The following is an 18,277-nucleotide window of genomic DNA, read 5'->3' on the forward strand; positions in this document are numbered from 1 at the left end:
TTATAAATCATGCATTTCTATAGATACTTTATTATGCCCTGCTGAGTAAGACAAATTAGTCAACATTTTATTTTAGCTTAAAAAATTATATTAACAATAATCATCAATGTAAAAAATTGTGGTTTATTTGTAAAAAAATTGTGGTTTATTTGTAAAGCTATTAAGTTATAATTAGTTAGAGAATGTCATTGCCAAAAAAAATATAGGAATAAAACAAGCAGAATTGAAATGCTGGCTGCCTGTTTTATTGTTCCATTTCATATTCTAATAGACCAAATATATATTAATTTGATTGAATAACAGTTTAAGAGTCTTAAAGGAGGAATAAAAATGAAGAAAGTAATCACTTACGGAACCTTTGATTTGCTTCATTGGGGCCATATCAATCTATTAAAACGCGCTAAAGATTTAGGAGATTATCTGATCGTTGCCATTTCAACGGATGAATTCAATGCTTTAAAAGATAAAAAAGCTTATCATAGCTTTGAAAACAGAAAAATGATCCTTGAATCAATCCGTTATGTGGATGAAGTTATACCGGAAGACAATTGGGAACAAAAGAGGGAAGACATCGTACGTGAGGGTGTAGATATTTTTGTAATGGGTGATGACTGGAAAGGCCAATTCGATGAATTATCCGAAGTTTGTGAAGTGGTCTACCTTCCAAGAACAATCGGCATTTCGACTTCCCAAATTAAAGATGACCTTTTACAAGTTACTAATGGCTAAAGAATTCGCGATAGGGATTTATCTTTTTTGTTTCAAAATTTTATTCTCTATCTTTAAGCTTTTCCCTTTATATGACAAAACGACCTTTGTCACATCATTCGGGGACAATTGCCAATATATCGCAGATGAAATGGACAAGCAGGACATTTCCGTTCAAAAAGTTTTTTTAATGAAATCGAGCAGTTCTATACAAGTTAAGGACGATGGGGAAACCATCGTCCTTCCGTTTGAATCAAAAAATATCATTGCCATGATCCGATCGATTTATCATCTGGCTACATCAAAATGGATTATCATCGATAATTATTTTGGCTTTCTTTCAGCTATTGCATTCAAAAAGCAAGTGACATGTGTTCAAGTGTGGCATGCGGCAGGGGCCGTGAAGCAATTCGGGGCAAAAGACCCTTCCATTCAAAACCGTTCAGCCGGTGCAAGGAAAAGATTTTTGGAGGTATATAAAAAATTTGACTATGTTACGGCAGGTTCAGAGATAATGGCCGGTATTTATCAGGAAAGTTTTCAACTACCGGCATCCCATATCCTAAGGACCGGAATACCTCGGACCGATTTCTTTTTTAATGATGAATCAAAAAGAATTGCCCGTAATGCTTTGCTGGCCAAGTATCCAGAACTTGAGCATAAGAAAATCATGTTATATGCCCCTACATTTCGTAATGACGGCTTGAACAACGGAGAGATTGCACTTGATTTGGAATTGCTCTACAAGGAACTTCAGGGCGAAAATTATGCGTTATTACTAAAACTGCATCCAGCTGTAAAAGCAGAGCATGATTTACAAGATAAATTCCCGGGATTCATTTACCCTGTAAATAGTGAATTTCACGTTAATCAACTGCTGATCAGTACGGATCTTTTAATTACCGATTACTCATCGATACCATTTGAATTCTCTTTTTTGGGAAGACCCATGATATTCTTTGCATATGACTTAGAAAAGTATGTGCAGGAACGGGGATTCTGGGAGGATTACTCTTCTTCCATGCCCGGACCCGTGGTATCTACCACGGAAGAGATCTTAAGGGAAATACGTACCGCCGATCATTCATTAATGAAGATCGCTTCCTTTAACCAAAAATGGAATGAATACTCCACGGGAAATTCAAGCAGGGATTTAGTTGATTTCCTTTTTAAATAAAACCGCCCACTTCGTAAAACGAAGTGGGTTTTCATTTTTTTCAATAACCCCTCGATGTAGGCACACCCTAAAAACAGGGGGATTTTTACAGCAAATGACAATCGAAAACAGGAAGCTCAACAATGTGAAAAAAGACTCACAATATAGAAAATATTGTAGATTACAATACTCAAACCCCACCAATATAAACCAGGGAAATACTACTATTTCCCCCTTGTAACAAAAATGTAATATGGTTATTCCCGTTTAATTTGTTAGAATAGGGAAAAAGACATATTAGAGGTGGAAAACCGTGAAAAAAAGTGTTGTCGCATTTTCGACATTAGCCATTTTATCTTCGACTTTTGTTTCTCCTGCCCTTGCCGGTACATATACAGTCAAAAGCGGTGATAACTTAAGTAAAATCGCCCAGAAGCATAATACGACGGTAAAAGACTTAAAACAGCTTAATAACTTAAAATCAGACTTTTTGAGAATCAATCAGAAATTAATTACACCCAACTCCACAACAACATCAAATGCTTCTTCTGTTTCCGTGAAGAAAACAAAGAAAACCACATATACCATTGTTCCAGGTGATACCTTAACCAGGATAGCAAACAAGCATAACCTTACACTTGCTGAATTGATGAAAATGAATAACTTAAAATCCGATAGAATTTATGCAGGCGCCAAACTTATCGTATCCAAATCAACCACCACTACTACCATTGATTTACCCGGCAGCTCCAAACCATCCAATGTGACTCAGACCCCAGCCAATTCGTCTACATACATAGTGGTAAAAGGTGACACTCTTTCCAATATTTCCAGAAAAACCAACTTGACCGTAGCCCAGCTTAAATCAATCAACTCGTTAAAGTCCGATTTAATTAGAGTGGGTCAAAAACTAAAATTAAGTAAATCGGCAAGCACTGCCCCTGCAGATAATAACGATGTTGGAAAAGTGGAAGCCCCAAGTTCGGGGAACAAAGTGGCCAAGCTCGTTTCCGAAGCAAAGAAATTAATTGGTACACCCTATTCGTGGGCGGGTGCCTCCCCATCAGGCTTCGATTGCAGCGGATTTATTTACTATACGTTCAAGAAGGCTGGGTATGAAGTTCCCAGGCTTTCATCTTCCACATATTATGATATGGGTAAAAAAGTTACTTCACCGAAAAGCGGCGATCTTATCTTCTTTGCAACTGGTTCCAATAAATCAGTGGTAAGCCATATGGGAATCTACTTGGGCGGCGGGGAATTCATTCATGCCTCATCAAGTAAGGGAGTAACTATCAGTGCTACTTCAAACTCTTATTTCAAAAGTAAAATCATCGGTTATAGAAGTTTATAAGATTTTCTTGCCAGACTTTCCTATTAAAGTCTGGCAATTTCATGTAAAAGAATCATAGTTTCTTTATCTCTGGGTTATACAATTTACGAAACATTCGAATGATTTGCCAACGAAGGAATTCGGTTTCTCTAGAATCCTTCGTTTTTTTGGATAAAAAAAGGAAAATATGCACTCTAAGTACAAAAAGAAACTATTCTATTTTTGACAAAAAAAAGGTATAGTTAAAAATACCGACTAGGTACTTTTTCACACCTTCCATTTTGTGGGATGGTTAAGGGAGGAATATTAAATGAGATCCGAACATAAAAAAAAGAAAAAGAAACGTAAAACGTTTAAAATAATCGGCTTCACCCTTCTTATCCTTTTCATTGGCGCAGGTGTTTATGGCGCTTCAGTTTATCAATCATTAGCCGGTGCGATCAGCACCATGCAGGGTACAGCCCATAAAACGGATAAGCGGGTAGAGGACATCAAGTTCAAAAGCAAAGATCCATTTTCATTACTAATTCTTGGTGTGGATGAAAGAAAAAATGACTCAGGTCGATCAGATACGATGATCGTCATGACGGTTAATCCTAAAAAGGAATCGATTGAGTTATTGAGTTTACCGAGAGATACGCGTACAGAGATCATCGGTAAAGGTACAACTGATAAAATGAACCATGCCTATGCATATGGCGGAGTTGCCATGTCGATAAATACAGTGGAAGCCTATTTGGATATTCCGATTGATTATTATGTCAAAATGAATATGGAAGGCTTTCAGGATATTGTGAATGCCGTTGGTGGTGTCACAGTCGATAATGATATGGACCTTGCCTATAAAGGATATACCTTCAACAAAGGCACGATCGACTTAAATGGTAAAGAGGCCTTGATTTATTCCCGAATCCGTAAAGAAGATCCCCGCGGGGATTATGGACGGCAAATGCGTCAACGCCAGGTTATCCAAGCTGTCATGAAAAAAGGGTCAAGCCTATCAACACTTACCAATTATGACGATATATTCGAAGCTCTAGGTAAAAACGTGGAAACCAATTTAAGTTTCAATGAAATGTTAAGTATCCAAAATAACTACAAATCATCCCTCAAAAATATTGAACAATATACACTCGAAGGTGACAATCAACGGGTAAATGGCGTTTGGTACAACATCGTTCCAGAAGATACAAAGCTTGAAGCCCAAAATCGTGTGAAAGCACATCTGGGATTATAATGAATGGAGGATGGCTTTTATCAGTCATCCTCTTTTTTTACCTTTTTTCCAATTTGTTTAAAGTAATCGGAACGTATCACTTGATCACTCAGATCGATCTCCTTTTGGTCTACAGGTGAAAATCCATCGACCTTGCCTTCCCCATTTATTTTCATTTGAGAACCATAATCCCCTTTCAATACCAAAGCATCACCCTCTTGGCCATTCAGCATGCTCTCTCCAAAGTATGAAGAACTCTTAATATTGAACAGATCATATAGAGTTGGTAGAATATCGATTTGGCCCGCTACCTTATCAATCGTTCTTCCTTCCATATCCTCCTGATAAATAATCACGGGAATGGGCATATATTTTTCAATCCACTCTTCATCGCTAATTTTACTGCCATAATACGCTTCAACCTCTTGTTTATCTTTTAAAAATAGGCCATCATGATCTCCGTATATGACAATCACGCTGTCTTTCAATTTCCCGTCATCCTTCAACTTCTTTATGAAATCCCCGATGGCGGAATCTGTATAATGAATGGCTTCAAAATATTTGGTCAGGTAACTGTTCTCTTTTCCAACTTCAGGCTTCAATGTTATCTGTTCATTCGGTAGTGAAAAAGGTACATGGCTGGTCAGAGTAACGAAAAAGGCGTAATAGGGATTTCGTTTATCTTTTAAGAAATCATAGCTTTGATTGAAGAAACTGCGGTCTCCCAACCCCATCGAAATCATCTCATCCTGCTGCATATCCTCTATGGAAAGATAGTCATCAAACCCTAGCGAGGGATATGCATGCTGCCTATTCCAAAAGTCTTCTTCATCTCCATGAAAAGCAAAACTTTGATAATCCGACTTCTTCAATTCCTTAGCAAGGCCCGGAAAATCATTATAAGGGAATCGAAAAAAGGTCGCACCTTGCTTTAAAGGAAATAGTCCGGTATTCACGATAAGCTCTCCGTCAGATGAATTTCCAAATACCGTCTGTGGATATACATGCGGGAAGTACACCCCCCCTTTCGCCAGTTCATTCATGAATGGCGTGACCTCCTGCCCGGCACTACTTTGAAATAGCGGAAACGCCTGTAAAGATTCCACCTGGATGATAATGAGATTCTTCCCCTCCAAGGATCCGGAATGGACATTTTCCTTTCTTTTCTTTTTATTGAAGTAATCAGAAACGGCCTTCTTTTCTTCCGAGGACATTCCATGCCTTCCCGAGTCAGTAAAATAGGCATACGTATCCAATGCGTGATGACCGATAGGACCCCAGTTTCGCAAGAAGGTATTCGCTTCATAACGCCGGGTTATATCTACTTTGTCGATAAGGATATTCTTGACCGGCTTTAATCCTGCTATCATCAGGAATATTACGGCCGGCACTAGAGCCATATGCTTGAGGGGGTATTTTTTCTTCACAAATGATTCAGCAATTGGAATGCCTAACAGAAGAAAGATTGCATCCTTCATTTCCACCATACTGAATATACTTTCACCTAGCCCATTCAGATTGCTTTTTTGCATCCACATATAGGACGTTATAGGTGTCGAATAATAACGATAAAACCAGATGTCCCCAAGGAAAAAGAGCATGATCGAAAGAAGGAAAACTGAAAAAATGATGCCCTTTACGATTCGACTCGTTATCCATTCCTTCAGATAGACAATAAAACCGGCAACACCGATGATTATCGTAATGATCCCAATAGAAAGATCGTTACCCATCCTATCATTCGTATAAATGAAAAGTATGGCGACGATTGAAAATGACAATATCTCAAATAGCCTCTCCTTCAATCGTTGATTCAGGTTATTCTTCATGCTCCTGCCACTTTCCTCTTCATTATTTCCAAGCCTTAGTTAAGCCTGATTGCGGAAGATTACTTATAAATATTACTTAGCGTTGCCATTTATGAGAAAATGCACACAGAAAACGGCATAAATATTTGGCACTAATGACTTCCCTAATAAACAAATAGCCTTCATCACTAAAAGGATGAGGGCTTTGCTTTGGCACTCCGGCAAAAAGCTGCCGGTTGCCGCCAGATCATGCGGTTGTTTTCCTACTTCCTCTTCCATTCAAAAGCAATCTTCCAACCTTCATCAGGAATCGATTCCGCCAACAAATCTCCTTCCTCGAATAAGAAACGCCATGGCATGCTTGAAAGTGCTGGAATCTCGCCAAGCTCTGTAAGATCGAATGTCTTTTTTGCGAGGAATTTCCCATCTCCATCAACTAACAGTAAATCCACGATATCAAACCTGACAGCTTTCTCTATTGAATTTCGTAGAAAAGCCACTATGATTACATCATCTTCCACCCTGGTCAGCTTGATGCCGGATATTGAAATTTGGTTCGGTTTTAATGCAGGCAGCCTTTGATGGTGGAATTTATATACATATTCCTCTTGCTTGGAAATTTCCCACCCTTTGTGAAACATCAGGGCAGTATGAATGGTGTCATCCTGATTTAATAACACATGTACATCTGAAGCTGCATTATCCCTTTTTCCAAATAAACTCATCGTTCCTCACCCTCCAAAGCAGCTGCATCTTTCTGATTGCTTTTCATATATTCCATAAAACGGATGCTTATCTCCGACTCAATTTTACTTAATAGAAGGTTGAATTGACTGAGAGCCGCTTTTTCAAACAGTGTATATGGGTCCTGCTGACCATATCCGCTTAAACCAATGCCTTCCTTCACACTGTTCATTTCATCTAAATGGTTCATCCAATTTGTATCAATATGCTGCAGCATGAAAGCACGCAACTGGTTTCCCCATTCTGCATCGTTTTGAAAGATCATCAGCCTCAGCCTCGATTCCAATTCACTTAAAGCATCCAACGCTTTTCCTTCAATTTGGCCTTCTAAATCCTGAAAATCACTTGCCTGCCAACCTAACGACGGGAAAACAAAGGAAAGCTCTTCAATATAGGCAGAGGGATCAGGTTCCACCATATGTTCAGGGTAATATTTCACTGTAAGCCGAGTAATGTATTTTTCGATATATTCAAGTAAAATGGCCGACATCCGTCCAGGCTCCATATCAAGTATCCGATCTCTCATTGCATAGATGATTTTACTCTGCTCATTTAATGCATGTTCTAACTTCAATAAATGGTAACGGCTTGATTGATGCATCTGCTCTACTGTTTCCTGAACCATTTTTACGAATTTATCGGGTGCAGGGCTCAGCACCAATCCATTTTCATCCGTTTTGATTTTCTTGATATAACGCCCGATTTCTTCTTCATCATAGTAATCAAACAAATCATCTTCCAAAGAAATGATGAATTGTGTTGAACCAGGATCACCCTGCCGGCCGGAACGTCCTCTTAGCTGCATATCGATCCGACGGCTTTCGTGTCGCTCCGTACCAATAATATGAAGGCCGCCCAATTCCTTGACATCATTCGCAAGTAATATATCCGTTCCTCTCCCAGCCATGTTCGTAGCCAGCATCACTTGATTTTTTTGCCCGGCATTCGCAATGATTTCCGCTTCATCCTCTTCCGTCTTCGCATTAAGGATTTGATGTTTAATTTTCCCCTTCTCTAGTTGAAACGAAATTTTTTCAGATTGCTCAATGGAGGTCGTCCCGATCAGAATAGGTCTGCCTCCATCATGAATCCGTTTTACTTCCGTGACGATTTTGTTGATTTTGCTGGTTTCATCTTTATAAATCAAATCAACCTCATCAACTCGAATGATGGGCTCATTCGTTGGAATTTCAATGACGGGGAGCTGATATATTTCCTGGAATTCAGACTTTGATGGCATTGCACTGCCTGTCATCCCAGACATTGAATGATATAATCGAAAATAATTTTGGACGGTAATCATGGCCTGTGTTTCATTCTCTTCAGAAATCTCCAAGCCTTCTTTTGCCTCAATCGCTTGATGAAGCCCATCACTGAAGCTTCGCCCTTCCATCACCCTTCCTGTGAATTTATCGATGATTGCAACCTTACCATCGATGACAATGTAGTCCACATCCAATTTCATGATTGCATGGGCTTTTAGCGCCTGTGTAACATTATGTAATAACTCTTGATGTTCCATTCCATACAGATTGTCGATACCAAAGGCCTCTTCAATCTTTGAAGCCCCTTGATCCGTAAAAAAGGCAGACCTTGAATCGCTGAAAATCTCGTAATCATCATTTTCTATAAATGTCTTCATGATTTGCGCCGTGATCTGGTGAAGCTCGGTTCCGTCGCTTGCCCTGCCCGCAATGATTAATGGTGTCCTCGCTTCATCAATCAAGATGCTGTCAATCTCATCGACGATGGCAAATCGGTGTCCTCTCTGAACCTTTTCTTCTCTTCGGTAAACCATATTATCACGCAAATAATCAAAACCGAACTCTGTTGCCGTTCCATACGTGATATCTGCCGCATACGCTTCACGTTTTGCGGAAGGCCCCATTTGGGAAATATTCAAACCAACCGTCAACCCTAGAAATTCATGAATTTGTCCCATTAACTCCATATCACGTCTGGCCAAATATTCATTGGCCGTAATAATATGGACACCATTACCGTACAGTGCATGTAAATAGCTAGGCAAAGTAGAGACAAGCGTCTTCCCCTCGCCCGTATTCATTTGTGCGATGCCCCCTTCACTCAGGACAAAACCGCCTGCAAGCTGAACATCATGGTGCCTAAGATTCAATACTCGTTTAGAAGCCTCCCTCACGACCGCAAAAGCTTCGGCTTGTATATCCAATATATTGTCACCAGCATCCAATACGCTTTTAAATCTATCCTTCATTCCGCTTAATTCCAGATCTGAATAACTTTCATATTTACCCTCTAGCCGATTCACATCTTCTACCAACTTATAAATTCTCTTTAAGTCTTTAGAACCTTCTTTGAAGAACTTTTTCATACTGGATAGCATAGGGTTTTCTCTCCTATTAATTCAATTGAACTTTAGTTAAATTATATCAGTTAAATATTTACTGTTTATTAATTATCATAGAAATTCTTTCTTTTTTTGAAAGATAAATTACGTATAAAGCGGCTGGATGCCCTTCCATTAAAAGCGCTAAAAAGATTAGCTCCATCCTGAATATCAGGGAGGGGTTTTTTTATCGATTTAAACAAATAATAGAAAGACTTTCACCCAATGGAGGATTACAGATGAATAAGAATTTCATTCATAAACTTGCACAGCCGCATCTCTTCGGATTATTCGTTCTTATATTTTGCTTTATTTACATGAGCTCCCCTATTCAAGCAGAGACAAAAAACACCCCCAAGAATGTCATATTGCTGATTGGCGACGGCATGGGGGTAGGGGCCATAGAAATTGCCCGGCAATTGGAATATGGAAAGACAGGTGTTCTACATTTGGAACAACTGGAGCATGTTGCCCTGATGCGTACGTATTCCGCCAATAATTTCGTCACTGACTCTGCAGCAGGAGGGTCCGCGATTGCCACTGGTATAAAAACCAACAATGAATCTATCGGTGTCGATGCCAATGGTTCCGAGGTGGATAGTATATTGGATGCGTTTCAGAGCAATGGAAAAAAAGTAGGAATCATCTCAACCAATATGGTAGTCGATGCTACACCCGCTGCCTTTGGTGCAAGTGTTCCTAACCGCTGGACAGGTGGCGCGAATATCGCTAGGCAGCTATTTGATAACCGCATCGACGTCATTCTCGGCGGAGGTGCCAACTATTTCGAGGCGGATAAGCAGAATGGCGAGGATTTAAGCGCTAAATTTAAACAAGCTGGCTATGGGATTACGACGACGAAAGAAGAACTTAGCTCCATTAATAAACCGGAAAAACTTTTAGGGTTATTTCACCCTACCTATATGAATTTTAAACTGGATAAAGAAGTATTACATTCTCAAGAGCCATCCCTGCCCGAAATGACATCCAAAGCGATGGATATTTTATCAAGGGGTGATAAAGGATTCTTCTTGATGGCTGAAGGTGCGCGTATTGACCATATGGAGCATGCAGCCGATATCACTGGAATATGGAAAGAAACGATCGAATTTGACCAAACCGTGAAAGAGGTTGTAAATTGGGCAAAAAATCGAAATGATACATTGATTGTTGTACTTGCAGACCACGAAACAATGGGGATCTCCGCTTCTGAAACAATGGATATCACTGCATTGAAAAAAATCAGGGTTTCATCTGAATATATGTCCAAACAACTTACATTCGATAAAAATAATGAAATCAATCCAGAAAGTGTCGTTTCCACATTCAAGAAGTATGCACATATATCCCTTACGGATCAGGAAGTCGATCAATTCATCGATAACGTAAGAAAGAATAGAACGCTTGTCTATCCACAACATCAAATCGATTGGGAAATCGGAAGCACTATCGCCAGGCATCATAAGGCGGGTGTAGCTGATCGAAGCATACGGGCGGCCAGTTCCACAGGAGGGCACACAGCCAATATGATTCCCATTTTCGCCTCGGGTCCAGGCAGTGAAGCCTTCGATGGAGTCCTTGAAAATACGGATATTTCGAAAATCATCTCAAAAGCCGCCGGTGTTCCGTTCACACCCGGTCAACATAAAACAAAAGAGGAATGAATACATTCAGTCCTCTTTTAAAATTCTATCTAAATTAACTGGATTTTTTCCGTATACATTTCTATTGAGGTCGTTAAAACAAAGTTTTGGGGCATTCTCCGAAGTTTTGGGGCATTTACTCGTGAGTTTGGCGCGTTTACTTGTGAGTTTGTGCTTTACTCGTGAGTTTGGCGCATTTACTCGTGATTTTGTGCCCTTTACTCGTGAGTTTGCGCCTTTTACTCGTGAAATTGCGCTTTACTCGTGAGTTTGGCGCATTTACTCGTGATTTTGTGCCCTTTACTCGTGAGTTTGTGCCCTTTACTCGTGAGTTTGCGCTTTACTCGTGAGTTTGCGCTTTACTCGTGAGTTTGGCGCATTTACTCGTGAGTTTGGCGCGTTTACTCGTGAGTTTGTGCCTTTTACTCGTGAGTTTGCTCCTTTTACTCGTGAAATTGCGCTATACTCGTGAGTTTGCTCCTTTTACTCGTGAGTTTGCGCTTTACTCGTGAGTTTGGCGCATTTACTCGTGAGTTTGTGCCTTTTACTCGTGAGTTTGGCGCGTTTACTCGTGAGTTTGCTCCTTTTACTCGTGAGTTTGTGCTTTACTCGTGAGTTTGGGCCTTTTACTCGTGAGTTTGGGCCTTTTACTCGTGAGTTTGCGCTTTACTCGTGAGTTTGGCGCATTTACTCGTGAGTTTGGCGCATTTACTCGTGAGTTTGGCGCGTTTACTCGTGAGTTTGTGCCTTTTACTCGTGAGTTTGGCGCATTTACTCGTGAATTTGCGCTTTACTCGTGAATTTTACGCTTTTACTCGTGAGTTTGGCGCATTTACTCGTGAATTTGCGCCTTTTACTCGTGAGTTTGCTCCTTTTACTCGTGAAATTGCGCCTTTTACTCGTGAAATTGATGAAGAATCTAAATACCATTTATAAAAAAAGACGCCATAATTGACGTCCTCCCCATTCATTTCTTTACATGTTTTTTTAATACATAACCAATTTGGCTTCCCTTTTTCACTTTATACCATTCATCTTGTTGAGCCAGGATCGTTACGGCTTGGTCCCTGTATAGTTTCCCGGCCGTTTCAGAAGATGCATTTTTATTTTCTTTAATATATAATTCGCTTGCTGTCACTATTCCCGGGGTCTTCCTAATGGAGACTTTCGTTGAAATGGATTTCTGATTGTCACTCTTATCCTTAGCGGAGATTGTCACCGTATACATCCCGTTGGATATATTTTTGAAATCCCAGGTTGCCGATTGTCTGCCTTTATGGAACTGCCTTTCAGAAAGGATGCCAACAACCTTACCTTTACTGTTTTTAATTTCCACTGTTACATTAGCGTTTTCATTAATTGTATAGGATATGTTCGCTTTCTCGGTACTATAATCACCCGATGTATTGACATCGGTTATTTTCGGTGCCGACGTATCTTTACTGATCTTAATCGCCATTGTGGCCAAACCTTCATTCCCGCTTCGGTCCATTGCTGATATTTCTGCTTCATATGTACCGTTACTTACCGCTTTTGTGTTCCAGATTGCAGAATGGGTACCCTTTTTCATTGTTTGATCACGGACTGGGGTAGCTAAGGCTTTCCCTTTACTATCTTTAATCGTGAGTGTTACCACAGCATCTTCTTTTAGGGAGTATGTGATTCCAACCTCATCATTTAAATGATCCGTCTCCGCTTTCATGTTTACTGAATTCGGTTCCGCCTTTACGACAGGTTCCGTTTTAGATCCAGCACCTGGTCCATATTCCTTTTCTATAGTTGTGTCAGGATAATAAAACCACAAAATCTCTTGATATGATTGGCCTGCTTCCGCTCTGTTTTTCGCTCCAAACTGACTTAGTCCGACACCATGCCCATATCCTGATCCTTCAATAGAGATTTTGGAAGGATTGGTAGATGAATGGTCAACCAAATAGCTTTTCATCACCTCTTGCCCCACCATGCCCCTGATTTTGGAAGCCGCTACATTAGTAAGCTTAACCGTTTGCTGCAAAAGTTTACCCCTGTCATCAACGAGATCTCTTACATAGAAATTCAGTTGGATGGAGCCTTTCGTTACACGGCCTCCCGTTTTTTCATCTGTAAATGTTAACAAGGGAATCTCCGTTATTTTAATATCTTTATTCGCATATCCATTATTCTTCAGCCAAACCTTCAGCTTCGGCACAACCGTTTTATCTTTTTCCTCTACACTTGCCCACCATTCTTCCGGTTTAGATAAATCCATTTTTGACAGGTCGATTTGCTGCTTGTCCAGCATTATCTCCCAATTGGTTTTCGAATCATAGAGATCTTCTTTTATAGATAAATATCCAAGGGGGTTGCCACTTGTCCAAACATTTGAATTCGATTCGGTCATTCCTCCATTGCTTGAGGAAAAGAACGCTTCGATTATTTCGCCATCATGTTTGATTACCATGCCCTTTGTCTGTTCAATGGCTGAATTAGTTCGATAGTGACCGGCAGCCCCGCCATATACTTGGTAAGAAACCGTATCATCAATTATTGCGGATTGATGGCGAAGTGCATAAGTTCGGGCGGCAATCGCCTGTGCCTTTAAGGCTTCGGCATGCCATAGAGCGGGCATCTCCAATGGGACAACGCCCTTTAGATAATCTTCCATGTAAACATGATTGATTGGCCGGATGTAACCGTCCTCCGCTGTAAATGAAAATGAGCCAAGATACGGACGGCCGTTTATGGACAATGAAGCATCAGGTTTAACTGGCATAACCTTAAAGGAAGCATAAGATCCCGTTTTCTTAAAACCTTTGTATACGGCAAGTTTACCCGACTCCACTTTCAAAGTCAGATTTTCCCCCGCCTTAATGAATATCTCTCCCTCTGAAGTACTGTAGTCCCCGGTTGCCTTTATTTTGACGCTGGTTCTATTCCCCAAATAATTCTTCAGTTTCACTTCCATCGTTGTATTCTCTTCCGCTGCCGTTGTTTCATGAGAAGGAAATGCAAAAAAAATGATAAAGAAAGCGATAAACAAATACCTTAAACTTCTCATTGCTTTTCATCCTCATTCCTATTCTATTTATCTTTCAAAGAATTTTGAATTAATCCTGTTCAATCCATTGGCATGGATAACGGCCTGGAAGATGTCACAGCTGCAGAAACCCCTGATGATTTCAGGACCACCTGGATCGCGGGCTTACTTGCAGGTACTCTTTTTACATTCTGTATGTACGACTCATTATCCTTCAATTCCAGCTTTATTGTCTTAACAAAATGGAATCCTCAACATGTGAAAAAATAAAAGCAGGACATGTAAGAAACCATGTCCTGCTTTTTAATGGTAAATGCTTGCTGCATTTTTACCCATTTCTGATGGATGACTTTTTTCTTTACTTCAAATACTTTTTCAACACCGGTTTCATATGATCGACAACGACATGGCTGCCGCCTCGTCCTTTTACATCTTCCATCATCCATGCCATGAGAAGTTCCGGGTCTTCTGTGTCCATGGCAACAAACCAGCCATTTTCTGTTCCGTCAGCATTTTTGGATGCCTTGATTTCGGCAGTTCCCGTTTTGGCAGCGATTTTGATGCCAAGATCATCTATTCCATGTCCGCTTCCCTTAGGATGTTCCACCACTTGTGTCAGCATCTTAGTGATCTGATTTGCTTGGTCTGCTGATATCGCATTTTCTTTCCATATTTTCTTTTCTGTTTTATCTCCTGTTATTAACGAAGGTGTCAGGATGTTTCCTTCATTCAAGAAGGCTGAATAGGTCATGGCGAGATGTAGCGTGCTCATTTGGACTTGAGCTTGACCATATCCGGCATCTGCCAAGCGTCCCTCACTGTCGATCTTACCGATGCTCGATGCTTTGATTGGATAATCGTAATTCAAAGACTCATCAAATCCGAATGCCTTGAGTCCATTTGTGAATTTTTCCTTTCCAAGCCCCAAAGCTTTTTGGGCAAAGTAAATATTGTCTGAATAAATTAATGCCTTTTCCATATCGATTGGAACACCGGGGTCCGACACCCTTGTAATGGAATGATCTTTCCATGTCGATTTGGCCCACGTTTTCCCTTGGATATTGATCGACTCTTTCGGATCCACACCATTTTCCAAAGCGATTGCCGCAGTGATGGCCTTAATGGTTGATCCAGGTGCAAACGTCGAACTGAAGCGGTTCAAAAGTGGTTTTTCCGGGTCTTCTTCAAGCGCTTTTTGTTCCGCTTTTGTTATCCCGAAAATATATTTATTAGGATCGAATGACGGACTTGAAACAAGTGCAAGCGTTTCGCCTGTCATCGGATCAATTGCCGATGCCGATCCAGTTTCGTCCTTATATTGCTCGAAGATATCCTTTTGAAGCTCGGCGTCGATGGTCAAGGTAATTGTTTCTCCCTCTTCAGCAGGCTTTTCAGCAATCACTTTTTCTTCACCATCTTCGGTTTTAATAAAGATTTTACCGCCAGGTTCACCTTTAAGCCGTGCTTCCAACACTTCCTCAAGACCTCGCTTGCCAATAACGTCACTTGCGGTATAACCTTTTCCTTTCAATTTCTCCAGATCTTCCGCCGATGCCTCACCGACATATCCAATTAGATGGGCAGTAGCGTCTTTATATGGATATATACGCTCTTCCGTATTATTGACAGATACACCGGCAATGCTCAATAGCTTTTCCAAGGTTGCGGCATTATCATTTGACATTTTCTTGATGGGCACGAAATAGCTTGGCTTTACCCATGATTGTTTTAATTTCTGATTCACTTCGTCGGTGGACATATTGAGGATTCCAGCGACCTTTTTAACCGTTTCGGAGTCGTTGGCCATTTTCTCTGGCACGATCCCCACTTCTGCTACCGTTCCATTCATGGCAAGGCCGCGTTCATTTCGATCGACAATTTCACCGCGAATGGCTGGATACGATTCAACCGATACCTTCTCTCCAGCTTTCAATTGTGGGAATATATAGCTTTCATCCCACTTGATGTACCAATTTTCTTCCTCGCCTTCCCCTTCCTTGACAAGTGTCGCTTTATGGTCAGAGCTGACAGCACCAGCCATAGTGGACATGTCAACGGTATATGAAAGGCTTACCTTTTCTCCATCTTTATGATTTTTCTCTTCTTTAGGCTGTTTATAGTCCACCTTTAATTGGTCGGCTTCTATGCCCGTATAGATTTTTTCATAACGGTTCGCAAATTCATCCGCACTGATTTCTTTCTTTGTCTCAGGTGACAGATACTCGTACATTTTTGCAAAATCTTGTTTATTCCAAAGCTTCGTGTATGCCGCAAAGCGATCTTCAGGACTTGGCTCATCCGAGCATCCGGCCAGAAACAATACGCTCATCAACAATAAGCTGGAAACTAAAACTAGTTTCTTCATGATTTCCTCCTAATGAATAGTTAGAATGATATACCTATAGTTTAGCAAAATATTAGGGGAATGGGGGATTTTGCACGCCGAATTTCTTCATTTTTCTAATTGACCATGTTTTTTCTAAAACAAAAGTCCTGTACATAGTGTACAAGACTTTTATATTAAAGCATTCTTTTTTTTCGGCTTTTTTTCTCTTGCAGCCATTTTTTCAAGAAGAAAAAGCCCAAGATACCCGAAATGATTAGACCGCTAGTCGTAACAATGACAGCTACCCACTCGTATAAGGTGTAATTCATGTACGCTTTCCACGGCAATTTCCCTTTCCAATCTTCAATATATAGATTCATTCCGAATATCCCGGAAACAACCGTATAAATCGTTAATATTTGCAAGAGATAATTACTGCTTTTCCCAGACAGTTTATCTTGATTTTGATAAAGGTAGGAAAGTGTTTCCTTCACTTCTCTGTAGAGAGCGGAAATCCTGAAGGCTTCATCCGTTTTTTTGAATAGCTCCTTACCGATTGCCGTACTATTGACTTCAGTGAATAAGTACTTTGCAGAAAACTGAGTGATCATGAAAATCAACTGTTCCGTATCCGATTGATCTTTTTCCACATCTATCTGGGAATGTTCATGAGCCAATTTAAGCAGTACGATTTTATAATAGAAGAAAAGCAACACTGTATAAAAATGCTGGCCATACATTTCACTTGCCAGTTCCTGTTCCAATTTACCTGTCGCTTTCGTGACACAAGCGAAATGATACATGCTAGTTACATAATAGGTTTCCTTGCCCCACCTGTCATATACCCTTTCTTGATAATACTTTTCTATATAATCGGGGTTTATTGCGCCAATATATGGCTCACCATCATTGTCATACCCGTTCAGCTCACTGATGCGGAATAAATCATTTTTAGTGATATCACGATTCTCAGGGAATGCAGTATAGCTGACCACGTACATTCTTTCATCGATGAAGAAGGGCAAACTGCCAAAATAAGTCGGGTTCGCTTGTTCTTCATCCATATATTCCTCAATCGGCGGCAATAGTTCATTGAAGATGAAATCCTTTACCTGTTCATATTGATTTTCACGACAGCTTACTTTCGTTTTTTCTTCATCATCAGCAATCGGTTCGAGGATTCGGAATGTATCGCCAAAATAGAGCACATCATCATATGAAAGCCCTTCAGGCAAAGTAATGCGAAGATTCATCATGCCAATATGAAATGGGCATATGAAGATATCTATAGAGTTAATAATAAATGGGGTATTTAGATAGGGTGATTCGAAGGTACAATCAATATCCAGTTTTTTCGTGAAACGCCGCAAGCCTTCCTTCTGTTTTGCATTACCCGGAAATAAAATCGGTTCGATGTATGGCATGAAATACTTTTCCAATTTACGGTGAGAAACTTTATGGCCACCGTAAAATTGATTTTGTTGTTCCATATCTTTCAAGTTCAAAAAAACGAAATTGTCCTCAAACAACTTTTTCACAAACTTTTCAATCATATTTCCTTCAAGCGCAAATGGAAAAATGTACTGCTGGAAAGTTCGCTTTGTGGGATCATTCTTTACTGTCGCAACCATAAAATATATTCCTCCGATTAAACCAGCGATAAACATAGGTTTAATTCATCTGTTTCTTATATTTACCCATGTATATACAAACAAAACGAAACATATTATAGAAATAAAGTGGACAAATTATCCATATAAAAAAAGATCCCCCAAGCAAGTGCTCGGGGGCCATCGAAAAGAGTTCTGCAACCCTCTTCACTTTAGGGTACTAGAAACTGATGTTTCTAATGAAAAATCCGATATTCGGACCATTTTAGCATTTATTTAAAGTATGATAAAACACGAAATTCCTCCATATTTAGGCATTACCACTCATTATTATCTAATTAATCCTTATATA

General features: G+C 40.0%; 15 protein-coding genes. 8 read left to right on the forward strand and 7 right to left on the reverse strand.

Annotated elements, in window-relative coordinates:
* Positions 1-330: 330 nt before the first annotated feature.
* From tagD to AC3ISB_RS26745, 4 genes are all read left to right on the forward strand, one after another.
* Positions 331-729, forward strand: coding sequence for a glycerol-3-phosphate cytidylyltransferase (gene tagD / locus AC3ISB_RS26730; protein WP_057278149.1), 399 nt, complete (start codon positions 331-333; stop codon positions 727-729).
* A complete protein-coding gene (locus tag AC3ISB_RS26735; RefSeq protein ID WP_181762195.1) occupies positions 722-1,885 on the forward strand; it encodes a CDP-glycerol glycerophosphotransferase family protein in 1,164 nt (387 codons plus the stop codon). Before tagD ends, AC3ISB_RS26735 begins: the two co-directional genes overlap by 8 nt.
* Before the next feature lie 292 nt (positions 1,886-2,177).
* Positions 2,178-3,218, forward strand: coding sequence for a C40 family peptidase (locus AC3ISB_RS26740; RefSeq protein ID WP_141992773.1), 1,041 nt, complete (start codon positions 2,178-2,180; stop codon positions 3,216-3,218).
* A 289-nt stretch (positions 3,219-3,507) separates the two neighbouring features.
* Positions 3,508-4,434: an LCP family glycopolymer transferase gene (locus AC3ISB_RS26745; RefSeq protein WP_098371609.1), complete on the forward strand. Its 927-nt coding sequence runs from the start codon at positions 3,508-3,510 to the stop codon at positions 4,432-4,434.
* Between the two features lie 20 nt (positions 4,435-4,454).
* On the opposite strand, the gene AC3ISB_RS26750 is transcribed toward AC3ISB_RS26745, so the two are convergent.
* The 4 genes from AC3ISB_RS26750 to secA all read right to left on the reverse strand — a co-directional run bounded on the left by AC3ISB_RS26750 (position 4,455) and on the right by secA (position 9,327).
* Positions 4,455-6,242: an LTA synthase family protein gene (locus AC3ISB_RS26750; RefSeq protein ID WP_489275053.1), complete on the reverse strand. Its 1,788-nt coding sequence runs from the start codon at positions 6,240-6,242 to the stop codon at positions 4,455-4,457.
* Positions 6,243-6,314: 72 nt separating this feature from the next.
* Positions 6,315-6,500 carry a hypothetical protein gene (locus AC3ISB_RS26755; protein WP_489275055.1) on the reverse strand — a complete coding sequence of 62 codons (186 nt, stop codon included), beginning with the start codon at positions 6,498-6,500 and terminating at the stop codon, positions 6,315-6,317.
* Entirely contained in the window at positions 6,485-6,946 is a 462-nt protein-coding gene (locus AC3ISB_RS26760; RefSeq protein ID WP_489275056.1) for an SLAP domain-containing protein, read from the reverse strand. The genes AC3ISB_RS26755 and AC3ISB_RS26760 overlap by 16 nt, the downstream gene beginning before the upstream one ends.
* Complete coding sequence (secA, locus tag AC3ISB_RS26765; protein ID WP_489275058.1) at positions 6,943-9,327, reverse strand: preprotein translocase subunit SecA; 2,385 nt, start codon at positions 9,325-9,327, stop codon at positions 6,943-6,945. Before secA ends, AC3ISB_RS26760 begins: the two co-directional genes overlap by 4 nt.
* Positions 9,328-9,569: 242 nt before the next feature.
* Between secA and AC3ISB_RS26770 the strand changes: the two genes are divergently transcribed.
* From AC3ISB_RS26770 to AC3ISB_RS26785, 4 genes are all read left to right on the forward strand, one after another.
* Positions 9,570-10,994: an alkaline phosphatase gene (locus AC3ISB_RS26770; protein ID WP_489275060.1), complete on the forward strand. Its 1,425-nt coding sequence runs from the start codon at positions 9,570-9,572 to the stop codon at positions 10,992-10,994.
* A gap of 121 nt (positions 10,995-11,115) precedes the next feature.
* Entirely contained in the window at positions 11,116-11,241 is a 126-nt protein-coding gene (locus AC3ISB_RS26775) for a hypothetical protein (protein ID WP_489275062.1), read from the forward strand.
* Between the two features lie 385 nt (positions 11,242-11,626).
* Complete coding sequence (locus AC3ISB_RS26780) at positions 11,627-11,773, forward strand: hypothetical protein (protein ID WP_489275063.1); 147 nt, start codon at positions 11,627-11,629, stop codon at positions 11,771-11,773.
* Positions 11,751-11,909, forward strand: a complete 159-nt coding sequence (locus AC3ISB_RS26785) for a hypothetical protein (protein ID WP_489275065.1) — start codon at positions 11,751-11,753, stop codon at positions 11,907-11,909. Before AC3ISB_RS26780 ends, AC3ISB_RS26785 begins: the two co-directional genes overlap by 23 nt.
* A gap of 31 nt (positions 11,910-11,940) precedes the next feature.
* Here AC3ISB_RS26785 and AC3ISB_RS26790 read toward each other — a convergent pair whose 3' ends face one another.
* The 3 genes from AC3ISB_RS26790 to AC3ISB_RS26800 form a co-directional block, all read right to left on the reverse strand.
* A complete protein-coding gene (locus tag AC3ISB_RS26790) occupies positions 11,941-14,010 on the reverse strand; it encodes a SpoIID/LytB domain-containing protein (protein WP_489275067.1) in 2,070 nt (689 codons plus the stop codon).
* A 337-nt stretch (positions 14,011-14,347) separates the two neighbouring features.
* On the reverse strand, positions 14,348-16,354 hold the full coding sequence (locus AC3ISB_RS26795) for a penicillin-binding transpeptidase domain-containing protein (protein ID WP_489275068.1): 2,007 nt from the start codon (positions 16,352-16,354) through the stop codon (positions 14,348-14,350).
* A gap of 155 nt (positions 16,355-16,509) precedes the next feature.
* Entirely contained in the window at positions 16,510-17,946 is a 1,437-nt protein-coding gene (locus tag AC3ISB_RS26800; protein ID WP_489275070.1) for a hypothetical protein, read from the reverse strand.
* Between the last annotated feature and the right edge of the window lie 331 nt (positions 17,947-18,277).

It is taken from the genome of Peribacillus sp. GL_122, from assembly GCF_057835005.1.